Below are 20921 nucleotides of genomic sequence, written 5' to 3'. Positions count from 1 at the left end.
GCGCAGTTCTGGTCGCGCTGAGGGCGAAACGGCGACGAGAACTGCACGCTCGGACGGTCAGTGGGTACGGATGCTAGCGCGGATCCCGCTCGCAGCCGATGCCGTCGTTGTCACGGTCCAGGCGCGGTGCGTAACCCGGATCATCGCGGTAGACAGGAGCTGCACCGGCGTTCCACGCCTCGGTGCAGTTCTTGAATCCACCGCTCGGAGCCGAACGCGGCGCGGGCGCCGGTGCCGACTGCTGCTGGGGAGCGGGCGGGGTTTGTGGCGCCGGGGGAGCAGGAGGAGCCGGCGGTGCCGGAGGTGCGAACGGGTTCCATGATCCGCTGGGGATCAGGTCGGCTACGCCGGTGGGGAGTAGATCGACCAGGGTGATTGCGTTCGCGGTCGCTGGAGCAGCGACCGTCAGCGCCAGGCAGCTCAGTGCTGCGGCAGTAAGACGCCGGATCTTCATTGGTTGTGCCTTTCGAAATCACTCGGGGCCACCCATGGATGTGGCCTCGAATAGGTATCGTCCCGTCCGCAAGAAACGTTGCGAACGGGACGATCGGCATGAAATGGATCTTCTAGTTGAATGCCAGCTCGACATCGGATGGCGACGGTTTCCCCTGAGTGGGGTCGATCGCCGCGTGCTCGTCCGCTGAACGGAACGGAGCGACCACCTTCGGGTCGATGCGCATCACGGTGTATCCGGCGACGGCACCGGCACCGAATCCGGGTGCGAAGATGCGCACCGGCTTGTCGATGACGCCGTCGCGGACGGCGTCGTGGATCGCGAGCGGGATGCTCGCCGACGACGCGTTACCGACCTGCTCGATGTTGAAGTACAGGCGGTCCGCCGACAGCCCCGCGTTCGCAGCAAGCTCGATGATCATCGTCTTGTTCGCCTGGTGCGGCACGATCAGGTCGATGTTGTCGAGGAGCGACCCCTTCTCACCGGCCGGTGCGGGCAGCTCGTTGATCTCGTCGAGCATCTGCGCCAGGTAGCGGCCCGCGAGCGACTTGACCTCGGGACCGTAGACGGTGATGAAGTTGTCGAAGTCCGGGTTGGGCCAGATGATCGAATTGACTTCGCTCGTCGGTCCACTCGCATAGCTGTTGAAGTACTCGATATCGCCCTCGGCGCCGTCGTCGGCGGGCGACACGACGATCGCCGCTGCACCGTCACCGAAGATCATGCGCGAGGGGCGCACGTTGCCGATCTTGTCGGAGAACTTCTCGACGCATACCACCAGTACGGGCCGCTTGACCTGTTGCAGGATGCGGGTTGCCTCGGCAAGACCGTAGGGCATGCCCGCGCAGGCCGCGATGAGATCGAACGACGCGTGGGTCTGTGCGATGCCGAGCTCGCCCGAGATCCACGTCGCGAGCGACGGAATCAACCGTCCGCTCGTGCAGGTGCACACGATCACGGCACCGATGTCCTCCGGACCGACGCTCGCATGCTCGACGGCTTGCTTGGCTGCCGACAGAGCGAGGTCTTCGAACGTGCCGGAGGTGTAGCGGCGCTGCTCGATTCCGGTCTTCTGTGCGATGGACTCGGCCGTCATCGGCGACCAGTTGTAGGCGGTGTTGCGGATCAGGTCGTCGTTCGTGCAGACGATGTCTCCGTGCGCGACCGCGAGGGAGTCGATGCGAGGACGGATCGTGAACTCCGCGTTCACGTCCACTGCCGGATAGGGCTTCGACGGGGCGATGGGAGCAGGGCTCGTGTAGCTCACGCCCTTGCGGGTCTTGCCGGATGTCGCCCGGGTGATGAAACGCTGGACTTCACGATCACGGGGCATGAAGACCACAACGTAGTCGTCGTCTCTCAGATCTCTGACCTTCACGACCTCGAGGTCGTTGCGGTTGTAGGGGTGCTGGTTGTGCAGCACCATCGACCACCGGCCGAGGGCCTCGAGTTCGGCGACATCTTCGCTGCTGTCGAGGATCTCGTCGTATGTGTAGATCGGGTAGTTCGGATCGTGGTTGCCGATCCGGAGCGTCATGTTGTCCGGGTCGGTGAGAAGCTGCTCGACCGTCGGCTTGACGGTGGGCAGTGATCCGGCAATGTGCCGCCGCGAGCCGAAGACGTTGAACAGGCGAGCGAAGATCAGGTCCTCGGCCGCTTCGTTCCACGCGGCCGGAAGTTCGCGGTAGGCGGACTGGACGGCAGCCATACGCTCTGCGGCATCGGGCCACGGTGTCAGCGTGGGCATGTAGATGTCGTCGCGGTTGCGCGGAACATCGGACCAGCGCGTCGGCTTCTTGTCGAACATGGTGAGCGCGAACCGATTCGCCCAGAATCCGCTCAGGGCCATGTCGCGCATGAGTTCGAACTTGGTTTTGTAGACGCCTTGAGCACTGCGGGAAAGGATTTCGGAGACCGAGGGGGCCTTCGTGTCGAAATCACGACGGATCACCGAGTCGAGGTGCTCGACACTGGTGAATGCCGAGAAATCCAGATCGGGAAAGAAATTGGATGGGAAGACGACCTTGCCATGCCGGTTGAGCTCGAAAGACTGCATCTGAAATGAGACCGTTCAGTGGTATGTGGGCTGGATGTGGAGCGAGCGGTCACATGTCGAGTCCGCCGTTGACGCCCCACACCTGACCGGTGATGTAGGAGGAGTCGTCGGCTGCGAGGAAATGGACGACGCGGGCGATCTCGTGGGGATTCGCGAGACGCTTCACCGGGATGCTGTCGGTGATACGACCGAGGACCTTCTCGGGGATGGATTCGACCATTTCGGTGGCGACGAAGCCCGGGGTGACAGTGTTGACGGTGACGCCGATGCTGTCGGGGGTCAGGAGGCCCGCTTTGCCCAGGTGGAAGGTCGCTTCCTTGGCGAGTGTCTTGGTGAGGCCGAAGAGGCCGGCCTTGGAAGCTGCATAGTTGGCCTGGCCGATGTTGCCCGTTTCGCCGATGACCGAGGAGACGTTGACGATACGGCCGGTGCCGCGCTCGAGCATGTGGCGAAGCGCGGCCTGGGCCAGGTAGAACGCACCGGAAAGGTTGACGGAGATGACCTTGTCCCAGTCTTCGTCCTCCATCTTGAGCACCGTGCGGTCGATCGTGATGCCGGCATTGTTGATCAGGATGTCGAGACGGCCGTGCTCGGCGATGACCTCGTCGATGGTCCGGCGGCAATCCTCTGCGCTGGCGACGTCACCCTTGTGCACGGAGTAGTTCGCGTCGTCGCGGCCGTTGGATTTGATCTCCGCGAGGAATTGGTCGGCCTGCGAGGTGTTGCGTCCGTATCCCGCCGCGACTGTCGCGCCCTGAGCGGCGAGGCTACGGCTGATAGCGGCACCGATGCCCCGGGTTCCACCGGTGACGAACGCGACGCGTCCGCGGAGCTTGTTGCCCTGGACGAGTTTCGCGGTGGGTTCGGCGGTGCTGGTCATTGTCGTCTCCTCTGACTGGCGGCGGTCGCGTCAGGCACGGCGACGTGCCCTTCGGGGCTGCGTGTGCCCGATGGTCTTGTGTTAGTGCGCGATTGCGAGATTTCCCCTGCTTCGCGTTGCGTTTCGAGCGCCCCTGCTCGTTAACTCCCTGCGCATTCAATGATGCAGCACTTCCGCGGGATTGTCATGTGGAATGTATTGCTGCCGTTCCGGGCGTCGGATCGTCATGTGGCATGTAATCAATTGGGGTGCAACATCTTCTAGATGAAACGCGGCACTTACCGGGGAGTACGAACAGACTGTTTGTCCGTAGCGTATCCATTCGGTGCTGGTGCGAGCCGATTCGGAAATTGCTGTGGCGCACAGTCTTACTTCGTAGTCAGGACCGATCGGGGGTCATCGCAGACGATCTTGATTTCGTCGGACGCGTTTCTGAAACACATTGGTATGAAGCAAAATAGCGGTCCAATCAGCATGATGCGTCAGAATGGCATGCAGTGCACAATTTGATTGCACTCAGTGTCAGGGAGTCGACTTCAGCATTCGTGATCAAGGGGTCCCGAACAGAGCGGAGTTCCACTCCGGCCCCGATGTGATGTTGGGCACAGGCAGGTTTACGGTGTGGCGAAGAACTACAGCTTGCTGCCGACTGGGTGGGTCGACTGAGATGATGTCCGCGTGACGCAGACTCAGATGATTCGTACAGGCCGAACAGAACTCGAAGTGCTGGTGAACGGCGCGGGTCCGGCAGTGGTCTTGTTGCCTTCCCTCGGCCGGGACTCCTATGAATTCGATCCGATCGCGCAAGACCTGTCGGACGCAGGGTATTGCGCCGTGCGTCCTCAGCCCCGGGGCGTCGGCGCGAGTGGCGGTCCTCTGGACGACTTGGATCTGCACGACCTCGCCGGTGATGTGGCGGATGTGCTCACGATGCTCGACACGGGGCCCGCGGTCCTTGCCGGACACGCGTTCGGCCACTACGTGGCACGGGTATTGGCAGTGGATCGCCCGGATCTCGTCAGAGGAGTCGCCGTGCTGGCTGCAGGCGCACGCCGGTTCCCCGCGTCGCTCACCGAGCGAGTGGCGAAGTGTTCCGACTCGGCACTGCCCGACGCCGAACGCCTCGTCCATCTGGGTGAGGTGTTCTTCGCGGAGGGGCACGACCCCTCGGTGTGGCTCGATGGCTGGTGGCCCGACGCGATCGTTGCCCAGCGTGCCGCGATGGCAGCGACCGAGAAGGAATCGTGGTGGCCGATAGCGTCGTCCCCGTTGCTGGACGTGCAGGCGGAAGACGATGTGTTCCGCCCGGCCGAGACCCGTTCGGAGTTGATCGACGAATTCGGTGCCGACCTGGTTGCAACCGTCCTCATCCCCGGCAGCGGTCACGCGCTGATCCCGGAGGTCCCGCACGAGGTCGCACACGCGCTCATCGAATGGATCCGCATCCTCGACTAAGATGAAGAAATCGTCATCTTCGCCTCATGGACGTCTCATCGTGGGGCTCCAGAGTAAGGGTGCACCGAACAACACCCCTTGCGAAGGAGAAGACTATGGCCCTGAGCCGCACCTGGTGGGCAGCCGCAGCACTGACGACCGCGGCCGCAGCCGGAACAGCCGGTTTCGTGCTTTCGACCTCGAACGAGTCCGCACCTTCCGCATCGACCTCGACCTACACGATCTCGACGGTCGCCGATCCCTCCTCGACCGGACCGATCCCGTCGACGACATCGAGCACCGCGCTCGCGACTGCGCACGGAACAGGCTCCGCAGAGCCGGCGAGCGCTCTGCCGCCGGGAATCCCGTTCATCGATACCAGCACCTGTAACGCGTGGTTCGACGATGGGGACGACACGGTCCCCGATTACGTCGAGGACTTCTACGACGAGTGGGAGGACCGGTGCGACGACCTCGCCGACGACGATCACGACGACCGGGATGACGATCACGACGACCGGGACGACGACTGGGACGATTAGGAACTACGACGAAGCCCCGCACCGGAAATCCGGTGCGGGGCTTCGATGGTTCTACAGGTGGTTACGCGAGGGTCCGCGCAATGCCACGCTCCAACGCCGCGATGATCTGCGGGCGCAACTCGGCGGCAGGCACGATCGCATCCACCGATCCGACGCGCTGGGCACGCTGGATATTGTGGATGGCCTCGAACTCTGCGGCGACCTCACCGAGCTTCTCGGAGCGGACCGAGGTCCGCAGAGACGCGAGCTCGACTCCGAGGCGTGCCTTCTCGCCGTCCTCCGCCGCCGCGATCTGGGCTTCGAGCTCGACGATGCGCGAATCGTTCGCCGTGCGCTTGTTGACGTCGCGGGTGAACACCACGGCCGCGGCGGGCGCACCACCGAGTACCGAGGCGAACGAGCCCTCGACCGCGAGCACTTCCATGTTCTCGTTGAGTGCTCCGGAGAACACGACGAATGCGCCGCCGTGGTAGCGGGAGACGACGACGAACACGATGGGGCCATCGAAGTTGACGATCGCCCGTCCGATCTCGGCGCCGTTCTCGAGCTGCACATTGCGAAGCGACTCCGGCGAGCCGTCGAAGCCCGACAGATTCGCGAGCACCACGAGCGGACGGTTACCGCTCGCCGCGTTGATCGCGCGCGCAGTCTTCTTCGACGACTTCGGGAACAGTGTGCCCGAGGTCCACTGGTCCGGACCATCCGTCGGGAACCAGCCCTTACGAGCGATGGCCCGTGACTCGATGCCGATGACGGAGACGGCATGGCCACCGAGGTGGGCATCGAACACGACCGAGGTGTCAGCATCCGCCATATCGGCCCAGCGCTCGAGTACGGCGTGATCCTGGTCGACGACGGCACGCATCACCGTGCGGATGTCGAACGGTTTCTTCCGATCCGGGTTGGTCTCCGACGAGAAGATGTCGCCGACGGTGGTGAAGTCGCTCGACGGGTGCACGTGCGGGTATACGCGCACGTCGCGGTCGATCGGGTCGGTCGACTCCGCCTTACGGGGGAACCGCTCGCCCGGCGCGATGTACGCGTGAGCGTAGTGCCCGAAGAGCACCTCGATCGCGGCGGAAAGGTTCGGGGCCCAGTACTGCGCCTGCCCGTTGGGTCCCATGACGCGGTCGTAGCCACCGATACCGAAGTTGTCCTCGGCGGACACGCCACCGGAGTAGTCCAGCGACTGCTTACCGGTGAGCACCATCGCACTGTCGGGTGTCATCACGAGGATGCCCTTGGTGTGCATGAGCATGGTCGCCTCGGCGTTCCAGTACGGCTGTGCACCGACGTTGATGCCCGTGACCACGACGTTGATCTCGCCGCCGTCCTGCGTGAATGTGATGATGCGGCGCAGTGCCCGCGAGACCCAGTCCATGTTCTCGGTACCGGAGTCCATGGAAATCGTCGCACCGGACGACAGCGCGAACCACTCGACGGGGGCACCGAGCTCCTCGGCGAGATCGACGGCGGCGACGACGCGTGAGCATTCTGCCTCCGCGACAGTGCCGAGCGCCTTGGTCGGGTCGCCGAACATCGCGATACGAGTCATACCCTCCGGGTACAGCTCGGTTGCGGTGGTCACGACACCGACGATCAGTCCTGCCTTGTTGCGACCGTACGGGCGATCCACCGGAACGAACCGGCCGGACTCGTCGAAGTCGTACTCGACGAAGCTGCCGCCCTTACCGGTGAGCAGCGGAATCAGCTCGTACGGGTACACGGTGTTGCGGGCGCGGGAGCGTTGCACCTTCTGGGTGTACTCGTCGAGCGGCTTGAGCGGCTCCTTCGGCGGATCGGTCAGGCCCACGACCACACCGGCACCCGACCGGTACGAGAATCGCAGTGCCACCTCACGCGCGGGCTGCTCCGGGTTCTCGCGGAGCCAACCGATGACGGTGATCTCCTCGAGTCCGGCACCGACGGTGAGCGGGGCGGCATTCTGTGCGGTCCGGCGCAGTTCGTCGAAGGTCAGGTCCACGACGGGCCAGACGAACAGCACGACACGATTGGCATCGAGACGACGACCACCGCGAGCGGCCTGCGCGCGGCGCATGCCGTCGAGCGAACTCGCGAGTGCCCGCTCGAACGCGGGCAGGCCCGCGATCGCGCCGGACTCGTCCCGCTGCGGTGTCAGATCCCGCACCTCGGCAAGGGCGATGAACCGCTCGTCGGACGGATTGTCCTGCGAAACAATGTGATACAGGTACGTATCCGGGTTCGCGGGGAGTCGCTTACCGTCGAAGTTCTTCAGGCGCCACAGGTCGAGGCGCTGACCGGTGAGCGGATGGATGTCGCGGATATTGGTCTCCTCCGCGTAACCCGTCTCGTAGGGCCTGAACGTGAAGACGTGCTCCTCGGCATTGTCGGTGTGGCACACCGTGACCGTCACACGACGCGCGGTCGAGACGACCGGCCTGGCGGCCAGCACGGCGTGCAGTGCCTGTGCCTGTGCATCGGCATCGCTGGGAGCGTCGTCCCATGCCAGGTAGAGATCGATGACAAGGTTCTCGGTGCTCGGCAGCGGCTGCGCGGCCGCCTCGACGGAATCGAGCAGCGCAGCGAGATCGGAATGTTGGGCCTCGGCCGAGATCAGGTACAGCCGGGTACCGCGAAGGTCGAAGTTGCCGGTGACGAACTGGCGCCCGTCGCGAACATTCGACTCCACGTCTTCGAGAGTGCGGATCTTGTACGCGCGCCGCGTGATCACCTCGAGCAGCGGTCCGGGAACCGACTCGGGGCGCGAAATCTGCTGCGCGAGCAGATCGATGAGGGGCTCCGGCGTTGCCACCAGTGCCTCGATCCGCTCCGCGTAGTCGGCAGAGTTGTCGTGTTCGGCGAGATACGCGAGCGAACCGCGCACCCCGTCGTACACCTGCTCGCGAGCCTTGCGGATCACGGGCTCCTCGAAGAACCGGTAGCGCAGGTTGCGGGCGGTGTCACCGATGACCGGGAAGCGGACCTGAGTGGCAACGATGAGGCGGTCGAGAACCTCGTTGAGTTCGCTCGACACACCGGACTCACCCGTGCCGTGTTCGAGCCAGCGGTCGAGGAGCGCCGAAACCACAGGAATCTGCGCTTCGATGCGTTCTTGCGCGCAGAACAGCCGGTAGACGGCCTCTTCGAGTTCGGGGGTGCGCTCGAGCTCGGTGACGTCGTAGTGACGCAGTGCCCGCGAAAGACGTCCGCGGAAGCTTTCCGGCAACCCGCCGACCTCGACATCGAGCGACTGCAGGTACCCGTGGAAGAACTCGCGAGGACTGTGGACCTTGTCGTCGCTGTTCTCCTCGTCCTGCGTCGGACGGTTGCGCGACAGTTCGCAGACGTCGGCGAAGGTGGTGAGCAGCGCAAGTTCGGCACGCACCAGGTCGCAGGACGCGGCCTTCGCGGTGAGCTGCTCGTACTCGCCGAGCAGTGTTGCGGTGCGCTCGGCCGACACGTCGTAGCCGGTGATCAGGGCTTCGAGTCGGTCGAGGCGAGCGTGGGCGTCGGCGACGGCGTCGTCTGTCAACGCGGGCGCGGCGGTGGGGAACTCCACCCGCTCGGCCACCGCGGTCGTGGCCTCCTCGGCAACCTGATCGACGCGCAGCAGCGGAGCGCCGGCATCGACCTGGCCGTTGACGACTGCGAGGATCTCGCGGACCTTGCCGGCAAACGGCGCCCGGACCGCGGTCTCCATCTTCATGGATTCGAGGACAACCAGGGTCTGACCGGCCTCGACCTCGTCGCCCACGGCAACGGGCACAGCGACCACGACGGCCGGAGCAGGCGTGCGCACGACACCGGCTTCGTCCTGACTGATCTGGTGGCTGATGCCGTCGACCTCGACGAGGAAGTGTGCGGGCCCCGCGATCGAGACGACGTTGTGGCGTTTTCCGTCGAGTGTGAGACGTGTTTCGTACTCGCCGAGTCGCTCGATGTCGACCTCGAGTTCGGAGCCGCCCGCACCGATCCGGTACCGGTGCGGACCGATCTGCCCGACGCGCAGCTCGTAGCCCTGTCCCTGGTAGCTCAGTTCGATCTTGCGGGTTCCGGTCTGGCCGGCGCGGGGACGGCCACCGCGTGCCGAAGCGAGGAAGCCGGCGCGGGCGCGGGCCTCGTCGGCGTCGTACACGTCGACCGCTGTCGCGAGAAGCGCGATGTCGGCGACCTTCGTCGGCCCGGTGGCGGTGCCTGCGCCGGTTCGGTCGAGCCAGCCGGTATCGGCACTGGCCTCGATGACCTCTTCGCGGCTCAGCAGGTCGAGGAGGAACGATTTGGTGGTGGTGCCGCCGTCGAGGACGACGGTGGTCTCGCGGAGCGCCGTACGGAGCCGGGCGAGAGCTTCGTCGCGGTCGCGGCCCCATGCGATGATCTTGGCGACCATCGAGTCGTAGTCGGGCGGGATCACGTCGCCCTGGGCGATGCCGGTGTCGACTCGCAGACCCGAGCCGAGCGGGAACTTGAGCAGTTGCACGGTGCCGGGCGCGGGAGCGAAGCCGTTGTCGGCGTCCTCGGCGTTCAGCCGGGCCTCGACAGCGTGGCCGAACTCGGGCGGGCATTCGCCGGGGAGCTTCTCGCCGGCGGCGACCAGGATCTGCAGTTTGACCAGGTCGATGCCGGTGGTCGCCTCGGTGATCGGGTGCTCGACCTGCAGACGGGTGTTGACCTCGAGGAAGGTGAAGATCTTCAGGTCGGGCTGGTACAGGTACTCGACTGTGCCCGCACCGCTGTAGGCGGCGGCGCGGACCAGGTCGGCAGACACCTTCCGCAGCTCGTCGGCCTGCGCCTTGGTGAGCAGCGGAGAGGCGGACTCCTCGATGACCTTCTGGTTCTTGCGCTGGATCGAGCAGTCGCGCACGCCGGGTGCCCAGACGTTGCCGTGGTTGTCGGCGATGACCTGCACCTCGACGTGGCGCGCATCGGTGACGAGACGCTCGATGAACACGACCGGGTCACCGAACGAGCGCTCGGCCTCGCCCTGGGTGCGCTCGAGTGCGAGTTCGAGTTCGTCCTCGGAGTAGACCTTGCGGATGCCGCGTCCGCCGCCACCGGAGCGGGCCTTGATGATCAGCGGGTAGCCGATGGCCTGGGCGTGACGGCGCGCATCGGCGCGGTTCTCGACGGGGCCGCCCGACCACGGAGCGACGGGAACGCCGACCTTCTCTGCGAGCAGTTTTGCCTCGACCTTGTCGCCGAGCAGACGCATCGCGTCGGAAGACGGGCCGATGAATGTGATGTTCAGCCGGGCGCACACGTCGGCGAAGGTGGGGTCCTCGGCGACGAAGCCCCAGCCGACCCACACGGCGTCGGCCTTCGCTTCGGTCAGCGCGCGCTCGAGCTCGACGTAGTCGAGGTAGGGCGTTGCGGCCGTCGTGGACGGCCGGAGGGTGACACCTTCGTCGGCTTGGCGGACGAACATGGCGCGCCGCTCGGCCTCGGTGTGCAGCGCGATCGTCGTGATGTCGTAGTTGTGCTCGGAGTTCAGCTCCCGGACTGCCCGGATGAGGCGGACGGCCGCCTCACCCCGATTGACCACTGCGATCCGTTTGAACATACTCGTTGCCACCGTTCTCCATGGTTGTGCGCATACCGCGCTCGTCGAAGCTCAACCCCGTTCGAGGAAGCAGTATCGACCGAATGTTCGTCCCGCGTCACGGGTTGATAACGCGGCTGGTGAACATGTATCGGTCGGCCTCCTCGTGGTTGGCGTGGGCATGCGTGTCGGTCCCGGCCCCGTGGTCCCTGCCCCAGGGCGCCGTTGGGCGGTTCGGCCGGATCGTGCGTGAAGCCCGCGGTTGTCGCTGTGACAACGCCCCCCTGCTTCGGGTGATCCGTCCGGATAACAGCATGGAGGAAACATGAGGGTTTGTCACGTTTTGAGGTTCGGTGACCGGGAGTGGTTGCTTGCGCTCGCGGTACCGATGGGAGGCGTTGTGGGGCACGGATTCCCGGGGCAGTCGAGGTGACTCGGCGCCTTCCGCGCAGGGGTGTCGCGAGCTGTACCGTGGGGTAACACCGGCGGGTAACTTCGAAGCGGGTCGAAATGTCGACCGGCGCGGATGGGATATGCCTTTGTGGGGCAATGCATTTCGGTCAGGTGGGGCCTCCGGCTCGGCTGCAGGAAGGCGAACGTACCCGCCTTTCGGAGATTCTTCGTGTGACATCGATCACCGCAGCTCATCGACGTCTTCTGTCGGCCACCGTGGGCGCACGCGCCGCTCTCCGGGCCCGCGGACACCCTGGGTCGACTCTGGGGATACCGCTGTGCCGGACGGCGTCGCTGAATTCTGGAACAGTGGAGGTCGACAATCTCCGAGGAGGGGCACCATGACCGAGCCCGACCACTCGAGCGTTCCCGGGGAGTTCGAGTCCCAGCTCGAACGCCGCGAGCGCATCGCCGCCCAGGTTCGACGGTGGTGCGAACAGTGCCGCATCGAAGGCCACCACGACCCCTTGTCCGACGACGCCGCTGTCGCGATCGCGTCCGGTTACCTCGATGAGTCCGCAAGATCGGTGCTCGCCGCTCGTCGGAGCCTCGCGCGCCGGATTCCGGACATCGGTGGGTTCGGAGAGCTTCGTCGCCTCACCGAAGAGCGGGAGAGGGCCGCCGCTCGTGCTGCATCGCAGCGTCCCGGTCTGTCCAGGATGGTGTTCGAGCATCGCGCGAGTGAGATCGACAAGCGTATCCGCGCGGCGCGGCAGTCCATCGTGCATTCGCCGGCTCACTACGCGCAGGGGGTGCGTGCCGTACGTCGTGAACGTCGCGATGGGATTCATCTCGAGCTCGACCAGCGTGAGGCGTTGTTCCGGGCATTGCAGCGCACGCCCGCCCCGATCCCGACGACCGGCGTGGATCGGGCCCGCGATGCGGTGCTCACGGTCGCAAGCGACCGGGTGGGCCGGTGGTCCGACCGCGCGATCGTGGCGGATGTCGGGCGTCGCGCGGCCGAGGTACTCGCCAGGCAGATGCCCGACGAGGCCGATCGCTTCGTCGACCGCTACGACACCCTGCTGTTTCTTGCGGGGGCACTGTACGACCGGATCGAGTCGTCGCCGGCATGGCATTCGGAGCATCTCGCCGTGCAGCGATCACAGCTGAACCTCACCGACGAACTCACCCAGATCGCCACCGATGTAATCGCACTGCGGGGACTGCTCACCGAATTGGACGACGCGATCAGCGCTGCGCCCGCCGCGCGGTCGGGGCTCGAGTCCCGGATTGCGGCGCTGGGCACGGTCTGGGAGCAGCTTCTCGACAGGGTTGCGGCGCTCGCTCGGATCGGGGATCTCCTCGGGTTCGCAGACGGGAGAATGGCCATGGTGGAAGTTGCGCAGCGTGCAGCAAGCCTCGATGACCGGATCGACGACCTCATCGGGCGCTCAGGGGCGCGCGAACTCTCGACCCACAATACGAACTTCGTCGGCGATCAATTCGGGGGTGCCGCAGAGTCGATCGGTGTGCTGCAATCCGCGCTCCTCGGCGACATTGCGGAGCTGACTGCAAAGGATTGACGCGGGGGATTGTGAATGACCACAACGGCGAATTACGTGTCGTATATAGGTCGAATCCACCTTCGATAATAGTGAGTTGCACCACTGATCAACTGCTTGTCTCGGTGTTAGCGTCCGTCGCGTCTGATGGGGGGACAAAAGTGACGCGAGGGGCAAAAGTGACATCTTTCAGGGGTTGGAAATCGGTCGCACTCGGCGGTGTGGCAGCGGCGATGTTGGTCGGTTGCGGCTCCGGATCCACTGTGACCGTGGTCGATGATCCGAAAATGGAGTCGGAGTTCGACTCGGTTCTCACCTCGGGGCAGCAGCGGACCCTCGGTGAGGTCGCGGAGGCGGGTGGGCTCGACAGCGACTCGTGGGACCGGATGTATTACTTCAGTGCTCCACTGCTGATGAGTGAGATCAATCGCGCACTCGGCACCGAGGGAGTGGTGTGGGAAGAACTTCCCGGCGACGAAGCCAAGGGGATTATCGTGTTCACCTCGGGCGGTGAGGTCGTAAGTGCCGTGATCGACCACAAGCCGGCGGTATCGCTGTCGGGATATGCGACGGCAGACTCGATGGTGGGCCGTGACCAGGCTATTGCGGATTACGAGCGCGTCGCAGTGGAGTCGCAGGGGCACTGAGCGGATTCTGCGTCGCCTTTGTCCGTCTTCCGGTGTAGTTTGCTGCATCGACGTGTAGCAATTCGGTCCGGAGGAGTGCGCTGGTGGCGCGGGTTATCGCGACAATCAACCTGAAGGGCGGCGTCGGCAAGACCACGACGACGGCTGCTCTGGGTGAGTTCATGGCGGCCGAGTTCGGCCAGAAGGTGCTGCTTGTGGATCTCGATCCACAGACCAACCTCACGACGATGATGGTCGGGGAGGAGAGGTGGCGGGAACTCAACGAACTCGGTCGTACCCTTGCCACGCTCTTCCGGAGTGCGGTGGAGCTGGACACCGACGCTTTCGATATCGAGAAGTCGCTGCAAAAAGATGTGTCGTCGGTGGAAGCGGTACGCGGCGTCGACCTGCTCTCGTCATCACTGGACCTCATGGAGATCCAGGAAGGGCTGAGCTTCCAGCAATACGCCGATCCCCGATCCGATCGGCCCATCGAGGTCTTGCGCGACGCACTCGACCCGATCGCCGACGACTACGACTACATCCTCGTCGACTGCCCGCCCAACCTCGGGATGCTCACACTCAACGGGCTCCGCGCCGCTGACGGCTACATCGTCCCCACGATTCCGGACATCCTGTCCACGTACGGGATCCCGCAGTTGCAGAAGCGGGTGGCGAGATTCTCGGACCGTACGGGCCACTCGATACGTGAGCTGGGCCTGGTCATCACCAAGTACCGCAGCGCATCGAACCTGCATCGCACGATCATCGAGCAGCTTCAACGCGACGACACGATCGCCAGCGTCGTTCCCGCGTGGATTCCCGAAGCGAACCAGATCGCCGCGTCCGCGGAGTTCGTCCCCTACGGCACCCTCAAGCGCAAATACGGTGGTGCAGGACAGTTCGATGCCCTGCGCATGCTCACCGAGACGATACTGATGAACGCGCAGGTGTACCTGTGAGCTCGCCTGGTCACGACGACGACCGTGGTTCGCGTGACGACGTGTCCGACGCCCGGTTGCGGGTTCGGATCGGTGAGGCGAGCGCCTCGCTGCTCCGGCTCAACGGTGCTGCGCCGATCGCGGCGGAATCCCTCGTCGCCCTCGTTCGGGTGATCGCAGACGAAGCCGCACGTAACCAACGATTCGCCGACGCCATCGCCGGTGCGCTCAGGCCGGTCACCGCAGAAGTGGCCGCGGCTCCGGCACGTAGGCAGGCCCCGGTCCGGAAAGCCCCGGCCGGACGAGCCAAGCGTGCCCCCGGTCTGTTCGACCCCTTCGAAGCGTTCCGTGACGGGGGAGAAGCGGGCCTGCGCGACCGGCTCGCTCCGCTCGATGTCGACCGATTGAAGGACATCATTGCCGAGCACGCCATGGACTACGACAAGCTCGCGATGCGTTGGCGCACTCCGTCCAAGCTGCGCGAACGAATCGTCGACCGCGTCAAGGCGTTGTCGACCAAAGGCGATGCCTTTCGGTGACCGGTATGGGGGCTTTCCGACAACCGGTATGTAATCGTATGGTTGGCCCATGGAAGAGTCAGCCGACAGGGGCGTCCAGGCGTTCGTCGCCGATGTCGTTCAGCGAGGCGGAAGTGCCACACAGCTGAAGGGTTCTCGTGCGGTGCGGGTGAAGGGGGTGGACGGGCACAGCTGCGTCGTCCGGGTGCGGTCGACCAGCAGGGGTCAGTGGATGGCACGCAGGCAGGACGGCACGCCGGGTAGCGACCCGACGGGTTCTTCGTACTGGGTGTTCGTCGACCTCGCGACAGACTCTCCGCAGTTCTACATGGTCGAATCCGACGAGGTGGAATCGGGGATCGCGGCCGACGTCGAACTGTGGCTCGCCGAGCGTCCCGGCCGAGTTCCCACAGGCAGTCATCCCATCCCGATGAGCAGCGTCGCGCACGGGCACGACCGATGGGATCTGCTCAATCTCAACCGGGTTCGCGATTCTCGGCATCGTAAAGAGGTGTCGCGGACGCGAGCCAAGCCTGCGAAGACCGTCAAGCCCGTGGCGGAACCCGACTTCGTCGACCCCAGAACGGCGATCGTGTCGGACTTCGGCGGATACCGGATCCACGCGCGCTTCGACGCGGACAACAGCAACGTCGAGATCACCCGCGGCCCGATGGAGGGCCGCCGATTCGGGCACCCGACCACAGCTGCGAACGCCGTCACGAAGTTCGTCAGCGACGACGACGCCGAGTATGACGGCTGGACCTTCTGGCGTCTCGACGATCCGTCGGGTGCGTCCCTCGGGAATTATCTGTCGCGCAGCGGGTAGCGCACTCAGTTCCTGTTCTGCGTGCCCCACTCGATGGCAGGGCAGGTGTCCATGACCATCGCGACACCGGCGTCGGTCGTTCGCGCGAAGGCGTCCTCGTCGATCACCCCCAGCTGGAACCACACCCCTTTCGCGCCGATCGAGACTGCCTGATCGGCGAATTCGCCCGCGGCGTCGGACCTGCGGAACACATCGACGACGTCGATGGGAAACGGTACGTCGGCGAGGGTCGCGTAACCCTGCTCGCCGAAGACGCTCGGGGCGGCCGGGTGGATGGGCACAACGCGCTTCCCGCGCTCGCGCAGCAGCTTCGCGATGCGGTACGCGGTCCGGTTGGGGTCGCCCGACAGGCCGACCACTGCCCACGTCGCGCAGTCGTCGAGCATGAGCGAGACGGAGTCAGGATTCTGCCATGTGGTGCTCATACGCTCCACCGTACGGACGGGCGGCGGAGTGGGCGTCACGCTCCGCAGAATGCGGCGATGTGCTGCGGGGGCACCGTGTTGAGCAGCGCTTGCGCGGGCGCGCCCAGGGTCGGGTCGCCTGCGAGCCACGCGACGGCGGGGCAGTCCGCGAGCGGAGTTCCGTGTTCGGGGGAGGTCTCACCTTCGGTGAACGCACCGAAGACGTTCTCCGTCAACCGGTCGGCCGACCCGTATACCGAGGCGGCGACGGAGAAATCGGGCCCGAAGGACGCGGAGGCGTGGAATGCGCGGTCGTCGCTCCAGCCCCACTTTGTGCCGATCACTCCCGCGAGCAACGCGGTACCGAAGTTCTGCGGGTAGCCGTCGGCTGCAGTCCCATGGGCAGTGGCCATCGCGGCGAGGACGGGCGAGCCGGGATCGGTGCGCTTCTTCGCCTCGAGGTAGGTCACCATGTCGTGTGTGGAGGTCGTTCCGAATCCCCAGTAGCCGGGCACATGGGTATCGGCAAGACCGAATTCGGCGACCGTTGTGGAGATCGACTGCGGATACTTCGCGTACAGGCGGTCTGCGATGGCATCGTCCGACGCGCGGATCATTTCGACTGCATCCGCATGGTCTTCCGGATCACCGTGCCGGACAACGTATTCGGCAATATACAACTTGACGATGGAGACCCCGGCGCGGGATTCGTGCTCGTTCGCAGTTCCTGCGCGTGCACCCGACGGGGTGTGTGCGAAAGAGATCGTCGTCGAACTCGGAGCGACGATGGCGCCGTTGCCGTCGACGATCGGTGCGGGCGCTGCCGCCGCGGTTGCCGCTGGGGCCAGGATGATCGCGGTGGTTGTGAGGAGGGCGCTCACCGAGGTTCGCATGGGCACTGATGTTACCGGGTGCCGACGGTGGGGTTCGGATCCGAATGAGCGAAACCGTCGACTTGTCGCAGCTGCGTTGGAAGCCTTTGCGCAGACATTCGACTGCAACCCAGGAGCCCTGCATGACCCTCAATGAACTCGAACGCCGGACAGCCACACCGGACGACATCTATCGCGCGTGTAGGTTCCCGCCGGAGGTGTCAGTAGTGCGGCGCACGGGCCTGCGGCTTTCCAATTTCGTGTCAGTCAGGGATTCTCACGATCTTGTCGGAATCCTCAGGCATCCCGGACGATGTTTCGGTCCTGTGCCCAAGCCGCGAGAACCGAATCGAAGAGTCTGCTGCCTCGAAGCCTGAGTTCTGACTCAATGCGGACGATCGAGAGTGAGCTGTCGTTCGTGGAAATCGAAATGTCTGACGGGATATCGGTACAGCTCACCAATGGTCATGTAATCGGTGAAGAACGGGTCCCAGCGCACCGGGAAGAACATTCCCCGTCCCAACGCCTGCTCCGATTCGCGTTGCAGTCGGCGGCTCAGCGCACCGATGACCCGGTCGGCTTTCGTGCCCATCCGGTTCCGGTCAAACACCAGGGCTGCAGCGCATGAACCGTAGTAATTCACCACGTCAAAAGGCCGCGTACCGGCATCGAGGACCTGGGCGAATCGACGCTCCACTCCGGCGGGCAGCCGGCTGACCATCCGCACCAAGGGCAGCAGCGCCGCCACCACCATGTACCCGAAGACCATGTGGAACAACAGTTGCTCGTTGGTCCACCGCGTCCCCGCCGATCGACTCCGCAACGAGGTGTCGGAAGCGTCGGCGAGGAGCCGGTGCAGATGCACACGGGTGCGTTCGAGCTCGCCGGCGATAGCGGCCCTGTCCACCCGCTCGGAATGGCCCATGATCCACCACCTGTCCAGGGAGCCGACGGCACTCGATGGCCGTCGATACCAGACTTCCCCCTCCCGGGCGGCCTCCACAACTGCCGGCCGAATTCAGTCTCATGTCGCGAATCGATATAGCGCCCCCGTCGACCCTCGGATGCCACGTCGGACGTACCTGCCGCAGTGGCGCGGCGCGGATCGCCGTGTCGTGACCGCCGGACGGCTGGCGTAACAGCAGCAGCGCGGGATGACGTGCGCCGCTCAGAGATCGAACAGCGAGAATTGGTCCTTCTGTGCTCGAGTCTCGGAGTCGGCGAGGTATCGGTCGGCCATGGCCCGGGCGACGGTTTCGTCGCAGCCGAGCTCGGCGGCGACTTCACTCCAGTCGTGTCCGTTGTGCTGGAGTTGCCACGCCAGCTGGTGCAACTGTTCGTCCATGTCCATCAGCGCCGCTCCCGCGGTCGTGTCGGCCGGAACCCGTTCGACGACGCGGGTTCTCATTGAGACAGATGGTAAACGCGGATGCGGGCATGCGGCGGCAGACATGCCGCCCACCGTCTCGAATCGGCGACGGATCGCACGAGAGATAGGTAAACCCGCCCCCGAGGGGACGGGCGGTGTGCCGTCCATGGTGTCACCGTTTCCGTGAACATCTATGGACGCAGCGCCGGTCAGGGACGGATAGGCAGTGCGCGGCGGGACCGGGCGGCGGCGACCACACGATCGGCGACCCGGCCGGCGTCGCGGCCGACCCCGCGCAACGACGCCGACGACAGGCTGCGCTGCCATTCGAGACCGACATACCCCAGCCCCAGATGAGTGGTGGAGAGACCCTGCCGGTGCCGGGGCCGGCCCGTCTCGTCGAGAGCGCCGAGACCGGTCAGATAGGGCAGGTGCGGGCGATAACCGGTACCCAACAGCACGGTGTCGGCGGTGGTGGCGGCGCCGTCGGGCCAGAACACCCGGCGGTCGTCGAGGCCGGTGAACAGCGGCCGCGGCTGCGGGTTGCCGCTGGCCAGGGCACGCCGGTAGCGGCCGGTATCGAGGACCTGCTGGGTCGGCGACGCAGGCAGCCACGGCCCCAAGGGGGCGCGGTCGACTCCGGTGACCGTGAGCCAGAAGTGCACATCACGGCCGAAGATCCGCTGCGGCAGGAACTTCGGCGGTCGGCGGCTGGCCAGAGTCACAGTAGCGACCTCGGCGAGTTCGGTGGCGATCTGCACCGCCGAGTTACCGGCACCGACCACCACCACGTTCTGGCCCGTGAGTGCAGCGGGGTCGCGGTAGTCGCCGGTGTGCAGCACCGTGCCGCCGAACGTGTCCAGCCCCGGCAGCGGTGGGATATTCGGGGACCCGAGATAGCCGGTGGCCGCGATCAGAATCGGCGCGGTGACACTGCCGCCGACAGCGGTGTGGGCGGTGTAGACGCCCCGCTCGCAGGTGACGGTCTCGACGCGGGAGCCGGTCACAATGTCGACGTCGAGTCCGGCGGCGTAGCGGCGCAGATAGTCGATCACCTCGTCGCGCCGCGGATAGCGGTCCGGATCGCCGGGAAACGCCAGGCCGGGCAGGGCGCTGTATTTCGCCGGGGAGAACAGGGTCAGGCTGTCGTAGTAGTGCGGCCAGGCCCCGACCGGCTCGTCGCCGGCTTCGAGCAGTCCGGTGCGCAGGCCTCGAGCAGACAGGGCGTGGGCGGCGGCGAGGCCGGACTGGCCGCCGCCGACGACGAGAGCGTCATAGTCGGTCATGGTGTTCCTTCGAGGGTGTCGGTGGGGGTCAGCCGCGGCACGGACGCGACCGCGAGGAGCGCGGCGATCACGGCAACGACTGCGAGGACGAGGTAAGCGGTGGCGTAGCTGCCGGTCGCGCCGGCCAGGGCGGTTCCCGCCCACGGCGCCAACGCCATGACCAGGACGATCGGGGCGGACATCAGCCCCCCGAGCCGCCCGTAGTGGGTCGAGCCCCACCGGTCGGTGATGGCGGTGGCCTGGATCAAGGTGAACAATCCGCGCACCAGTCCCGCGCCGATCGCCGCGCCGATCAACGCCGCGGCCGTGGTCACCGCCCCGAGCAGCGCGGTGGTTGCCGCAGTCCCGGCCAGGATCACCACGATGCGGCTGCGGACGCTGGTACGGGCGACCAGGGTCAGATAGCCGAGGCGGCCGAGGACCTGTCCGGCGCCGCCGAGCCCGAGCGTCACCGCCGCCACCGACGGGGAGAAGCCCTGTTCGAGCAGCAACGGCACCAGATTGAAGACCCCGGCGAAGGCGGTGAACGCACCGAGAGCCAACGCGCCCACCAGCGCGAGGAACGCGGGGCTGCGGGCGATCTCCCGGTGCCCTAGGTCCGCGCCGTTCGCCGGCGGGGTCGCGGCGGGCCAGGATCCGCATAGTCCCCACCAATGCCCGGGGATGGTGATCGCGGCGAGGATCACCGCCAGAACCAGGTAGGTGGTGCGCCAGTCCGACTGCTGATCCACGACCGAGGTCAACGGGGCGAAGATGGTGCTGGCCAACCCCGCGGCGAGGGTCAGGATCATCAGGGCGTGGACGGAGCGGTCGCCGTACCAGCGGGTCAGCGCCGCGAACGCCGGTGGGTAGAGCACCGCGCCCATCGCGGTGCCGGCCAGCAGCCACCCGGCGTAGAACACCGGCAGCGTGGGGGCGAGCGCGATCAGGACCAGCGCGGGGACGGCGAGGACCGAGCCGGCGGTCATGATCGTGCGCGGTCCGACCCGGTCGAGGATGCGCCCGACCGGGATACCCGCGAGCGCGGTGGCGAGCTGACCGAGCGAGAACGCCGCGGTGATCGCCGTGGGCGACCAGCCGGTCTCGGTAGAGATCGAGACCGACAGGACCGGGAACGCGTAGTACAGGATGCCCCAGCTGGTGATCTCGGTCAGGCACAGCACCGCCAGCACCCGCCGCAGCCCGGCCCCGGTGAGGGCACCGGGCTGCGGGCGGATCGAGGTGTCGGTCACCGGCG

General features: G+C 65.7%; 17 protein-coding genes. 7 read left to right on the top strand and 10 right to left on the bottom strand.

The window, feature by feature from the left end; translation table 11 throughout:
* Positions 1-73: 73 nt before the first annotated feature.
* The 3 genes from HCA61_RS07335 to HCA61_RS07325 form a co-directional block, all read right to left on the bottom strand.
* The gene (locus HCA61_RS07335; RefSeq protein ID WP_169687527.1) at positions 74-454 is read right to left on the bottom strand and encodes an excalibur calcium-binding domain-containing protein; all 381 of its coding nucleotides are present in this window, start codon (positions 452-454) and stop codon (positions 74-76) included.
* Positions 455-566: 112 nt separating this feature from the next.
* Positions 567-2510, bottom strand: coding sequence for a ketoacyl-ACP synthase III (locus HCA61_RS07330; protein WP_169687526.1), 1944 nt, complete (start codon positions 2508-2510; stop codon positions 567-569).
* A 49-nt stretch (positions 2511-2559) separates the two neighbouring features.
* Positions 2560-3390 carry a beta-ketoacyl-ACP reductase gene (locus HCA61_RS07325; RefSeq protein WP_169687525.1) on the bottom strand — a complete coding sequence of 277 codons (831 nt, stop codon included), beginning with the start codon at positions 3388-3390 and terminating at the stop codon, positions 2560-2562.
* 693 nt (positions 3391-4083) lie between these two features.
* Between HCA61_RS07325 and HCA61_RS07320 the strand changes: the two genes are divergently transcribed.
* Positions 4084-4845 carry an alpha/beta hydrolase gene (locus HCA61_RS07320; protein ID WP_169687945.1) on the top strand — a complete coding sequence of 254 codons (762 nt, stop codon included), beginning with the start codon at positions 4084-4086 and terminating at the stop codon, positions 4843-4845.
* A gap of 95 nt (positions 4846-4940) precedes the next feature.
* On the top strand, positions 4941-5366 hold the full coding sequence (locus HCA61_RS07315) for a hypothetical protein (RefSeq protein WP_169687487.1): 426 nt from the start codon (positions 4941-4943) through the stop codon (positions 5364-5366).
* A gap of 61 nt (positions 5367-5427) precedes the next feature.
* Here the strand turns inward: HCA61_RS07315 and HCA61_RS07310 are convergent, their stop codons facing one another.
* Positions 5428-10905, bottom strand: a complete 5478-nt coding sequence (locus HCA61_RS07310; protein WP_169687944.1) for a carboxyl transferase domain-containing protein — start codon at positions 10903-10905, stop codon at positions 5428-5430.
* Between the two features lie 773 nt (positions 10906-11678).
* Here HCA61_RS07310 and HCA61_RS07305 point away from each other — a divergent pair.
* The 5 genes from HCA61_RS07305 (at position 11679) to HCA61_RS07285 (ending at position 15753) form a co-directional block, all read left to right on the top strand.
* Positions 11679-12863 carry a hypothetical protein gene (locus HCA61_RS07305; protein WP_169687524.1) on the top strand — a complete coding sequence of 395 codons (1185 nt, stop codon included), beginning with the start codon at positions 11679-11681 and terminating at the stop codon, positions 12861-12863.
* A 158-nt stretch (positions 12864-13021) separates the two neighbouring features.
* Positions 13022-13489 (top strand): hypothetical protein, encoded by a 468-nt coding sequence (locus HCA61_RS07300; RefSeq protein ID WP_247273005.1) that lies wholly within the window; start codon positions 13022-13024, stop codon positions 13487-13489.
* Between the two features lie 83 nt (positions 13490-13572).
* Positions 13573-14430, top strand: a complete 858-nt coding sequence (locus HCA61_RS07295; RefSeq protein ID WP_169687523.1) for an AAA family ATPase — start codon at positions 13573-13575, stop codon at positions 14428-14430.
* A complete protein-coding gene (locus HCA61_RS07290; RefSeq protein WP_169687522.1) occupies positions 14427-14948 on the top strand; it encodes a hypothetical protein in 522 nt (173 codons plus the stop codon). The genes HCA61_RS07295 and HCA61_RS07290 overlap by 4 nt, the downstream gene beginning before the upstream one ends.
* 49 nt (positions 14949-14997) lie before the next feature.
* A complete protein-coding gene (locus HCA61_RS07285; RefSeq protein ID WP_169687521.1) occupies positions 14998-15753 on the top strand; it encodes a hypothetical protein in 756 nt (251 codons plus the stop codon).
* Between the two features lie 5 nt (positions 15754-15758).
* Here the strand turns inward: HCA61_RS07285 and HCA61_RS07280 are convergent, their stop codons facing one another.
* From HCA61_RS07280 to HCA61_RS07255, 6 genes are all read right to left on the bottom strand, one after another.
* Entirely contained in the window at positions 15759-16178 is a 420-nt protein-coding gene (locus HCA61_RS07280; RefSeq protein WP_169687520.1) for a CoA-binding protein, read from the bottom strand.
* A 35-nt stretch (positions 16179-16213) separates the two neighbouring features.
* Complete coding sequence (locus HCA61_RS07275; protein WP_240959035.1) at positions 16214-17050, bottom strand: hypothetical protein; 837 nt, start codon at positions 17048-17050, stop codon at positions 16214-16216.
* A gap of 364 nt (positions 17051-17414) precedes the next feature.
* Positions 17415-17954: a DinB family protein gene (locus HCA61_RS07270; protein ID WP_059384781.1), complete on the bottom strand. Its 540-nt coding sequence runs from the start codon at positions 17952-17954 to the stop codon at positions 17415-17417.
* A 243-nt stretch (positions 17955-18197) separates the two neighbouring features.
* Positions 18198-18437, bottom strand: a complete 240-nt coding sequence (locus HCA61_RS07265) for a hypothetical protein (RefSeq protein WP_226435577.1) — start codon at positions 18435-18437, stop codon at positions 18198-18200.
* A 170-nt stretch (positions 18438-18607) separates the two neighbouring features.
* Positions 18608-19684 carry an NAD(P)-binding domain-containing protein gene (locus HCA61_RS07260; protein WP_132476112.1) on the bottom strand — a complete coding sequence of 359 codons (1077 nt, stop codon included), beginning with the start codon at positions 19682-19684 and terminating at the stop codon, positions 18608-18610.
* On the bottom strand, positions 19681-20916 hold the full coding sequence (locus HCA61_RS07255; RefSeq protein ID WP_132476109.1) for an MFS transporter: 1236 nt from the start codon (positions 20914-20916) through the stop codon (positions 19681-19683). Before HCA61_RS07255 ends, HCA61_RS07260 begins: the two co-directional genes overlap by 4 nt.
* Between the last annotated feature and the right edge of the window lie 5 nt (positions 20917-20921).

The sequence above is a fragment of the Rhodococcus sp. HNM0563 genome, assembly GCF_012726195.1.
GTDB lineage: Bacteria > Actinomycetota > Actinomycetes > Mycobacteriales > Mycobacteriaceae > Rhodococcus.
The sequence above is the reverse complement of the archived record's forward strand: the minus strand, read 5'-3'. Positions and strand labels throughout refer to the sequence as shown.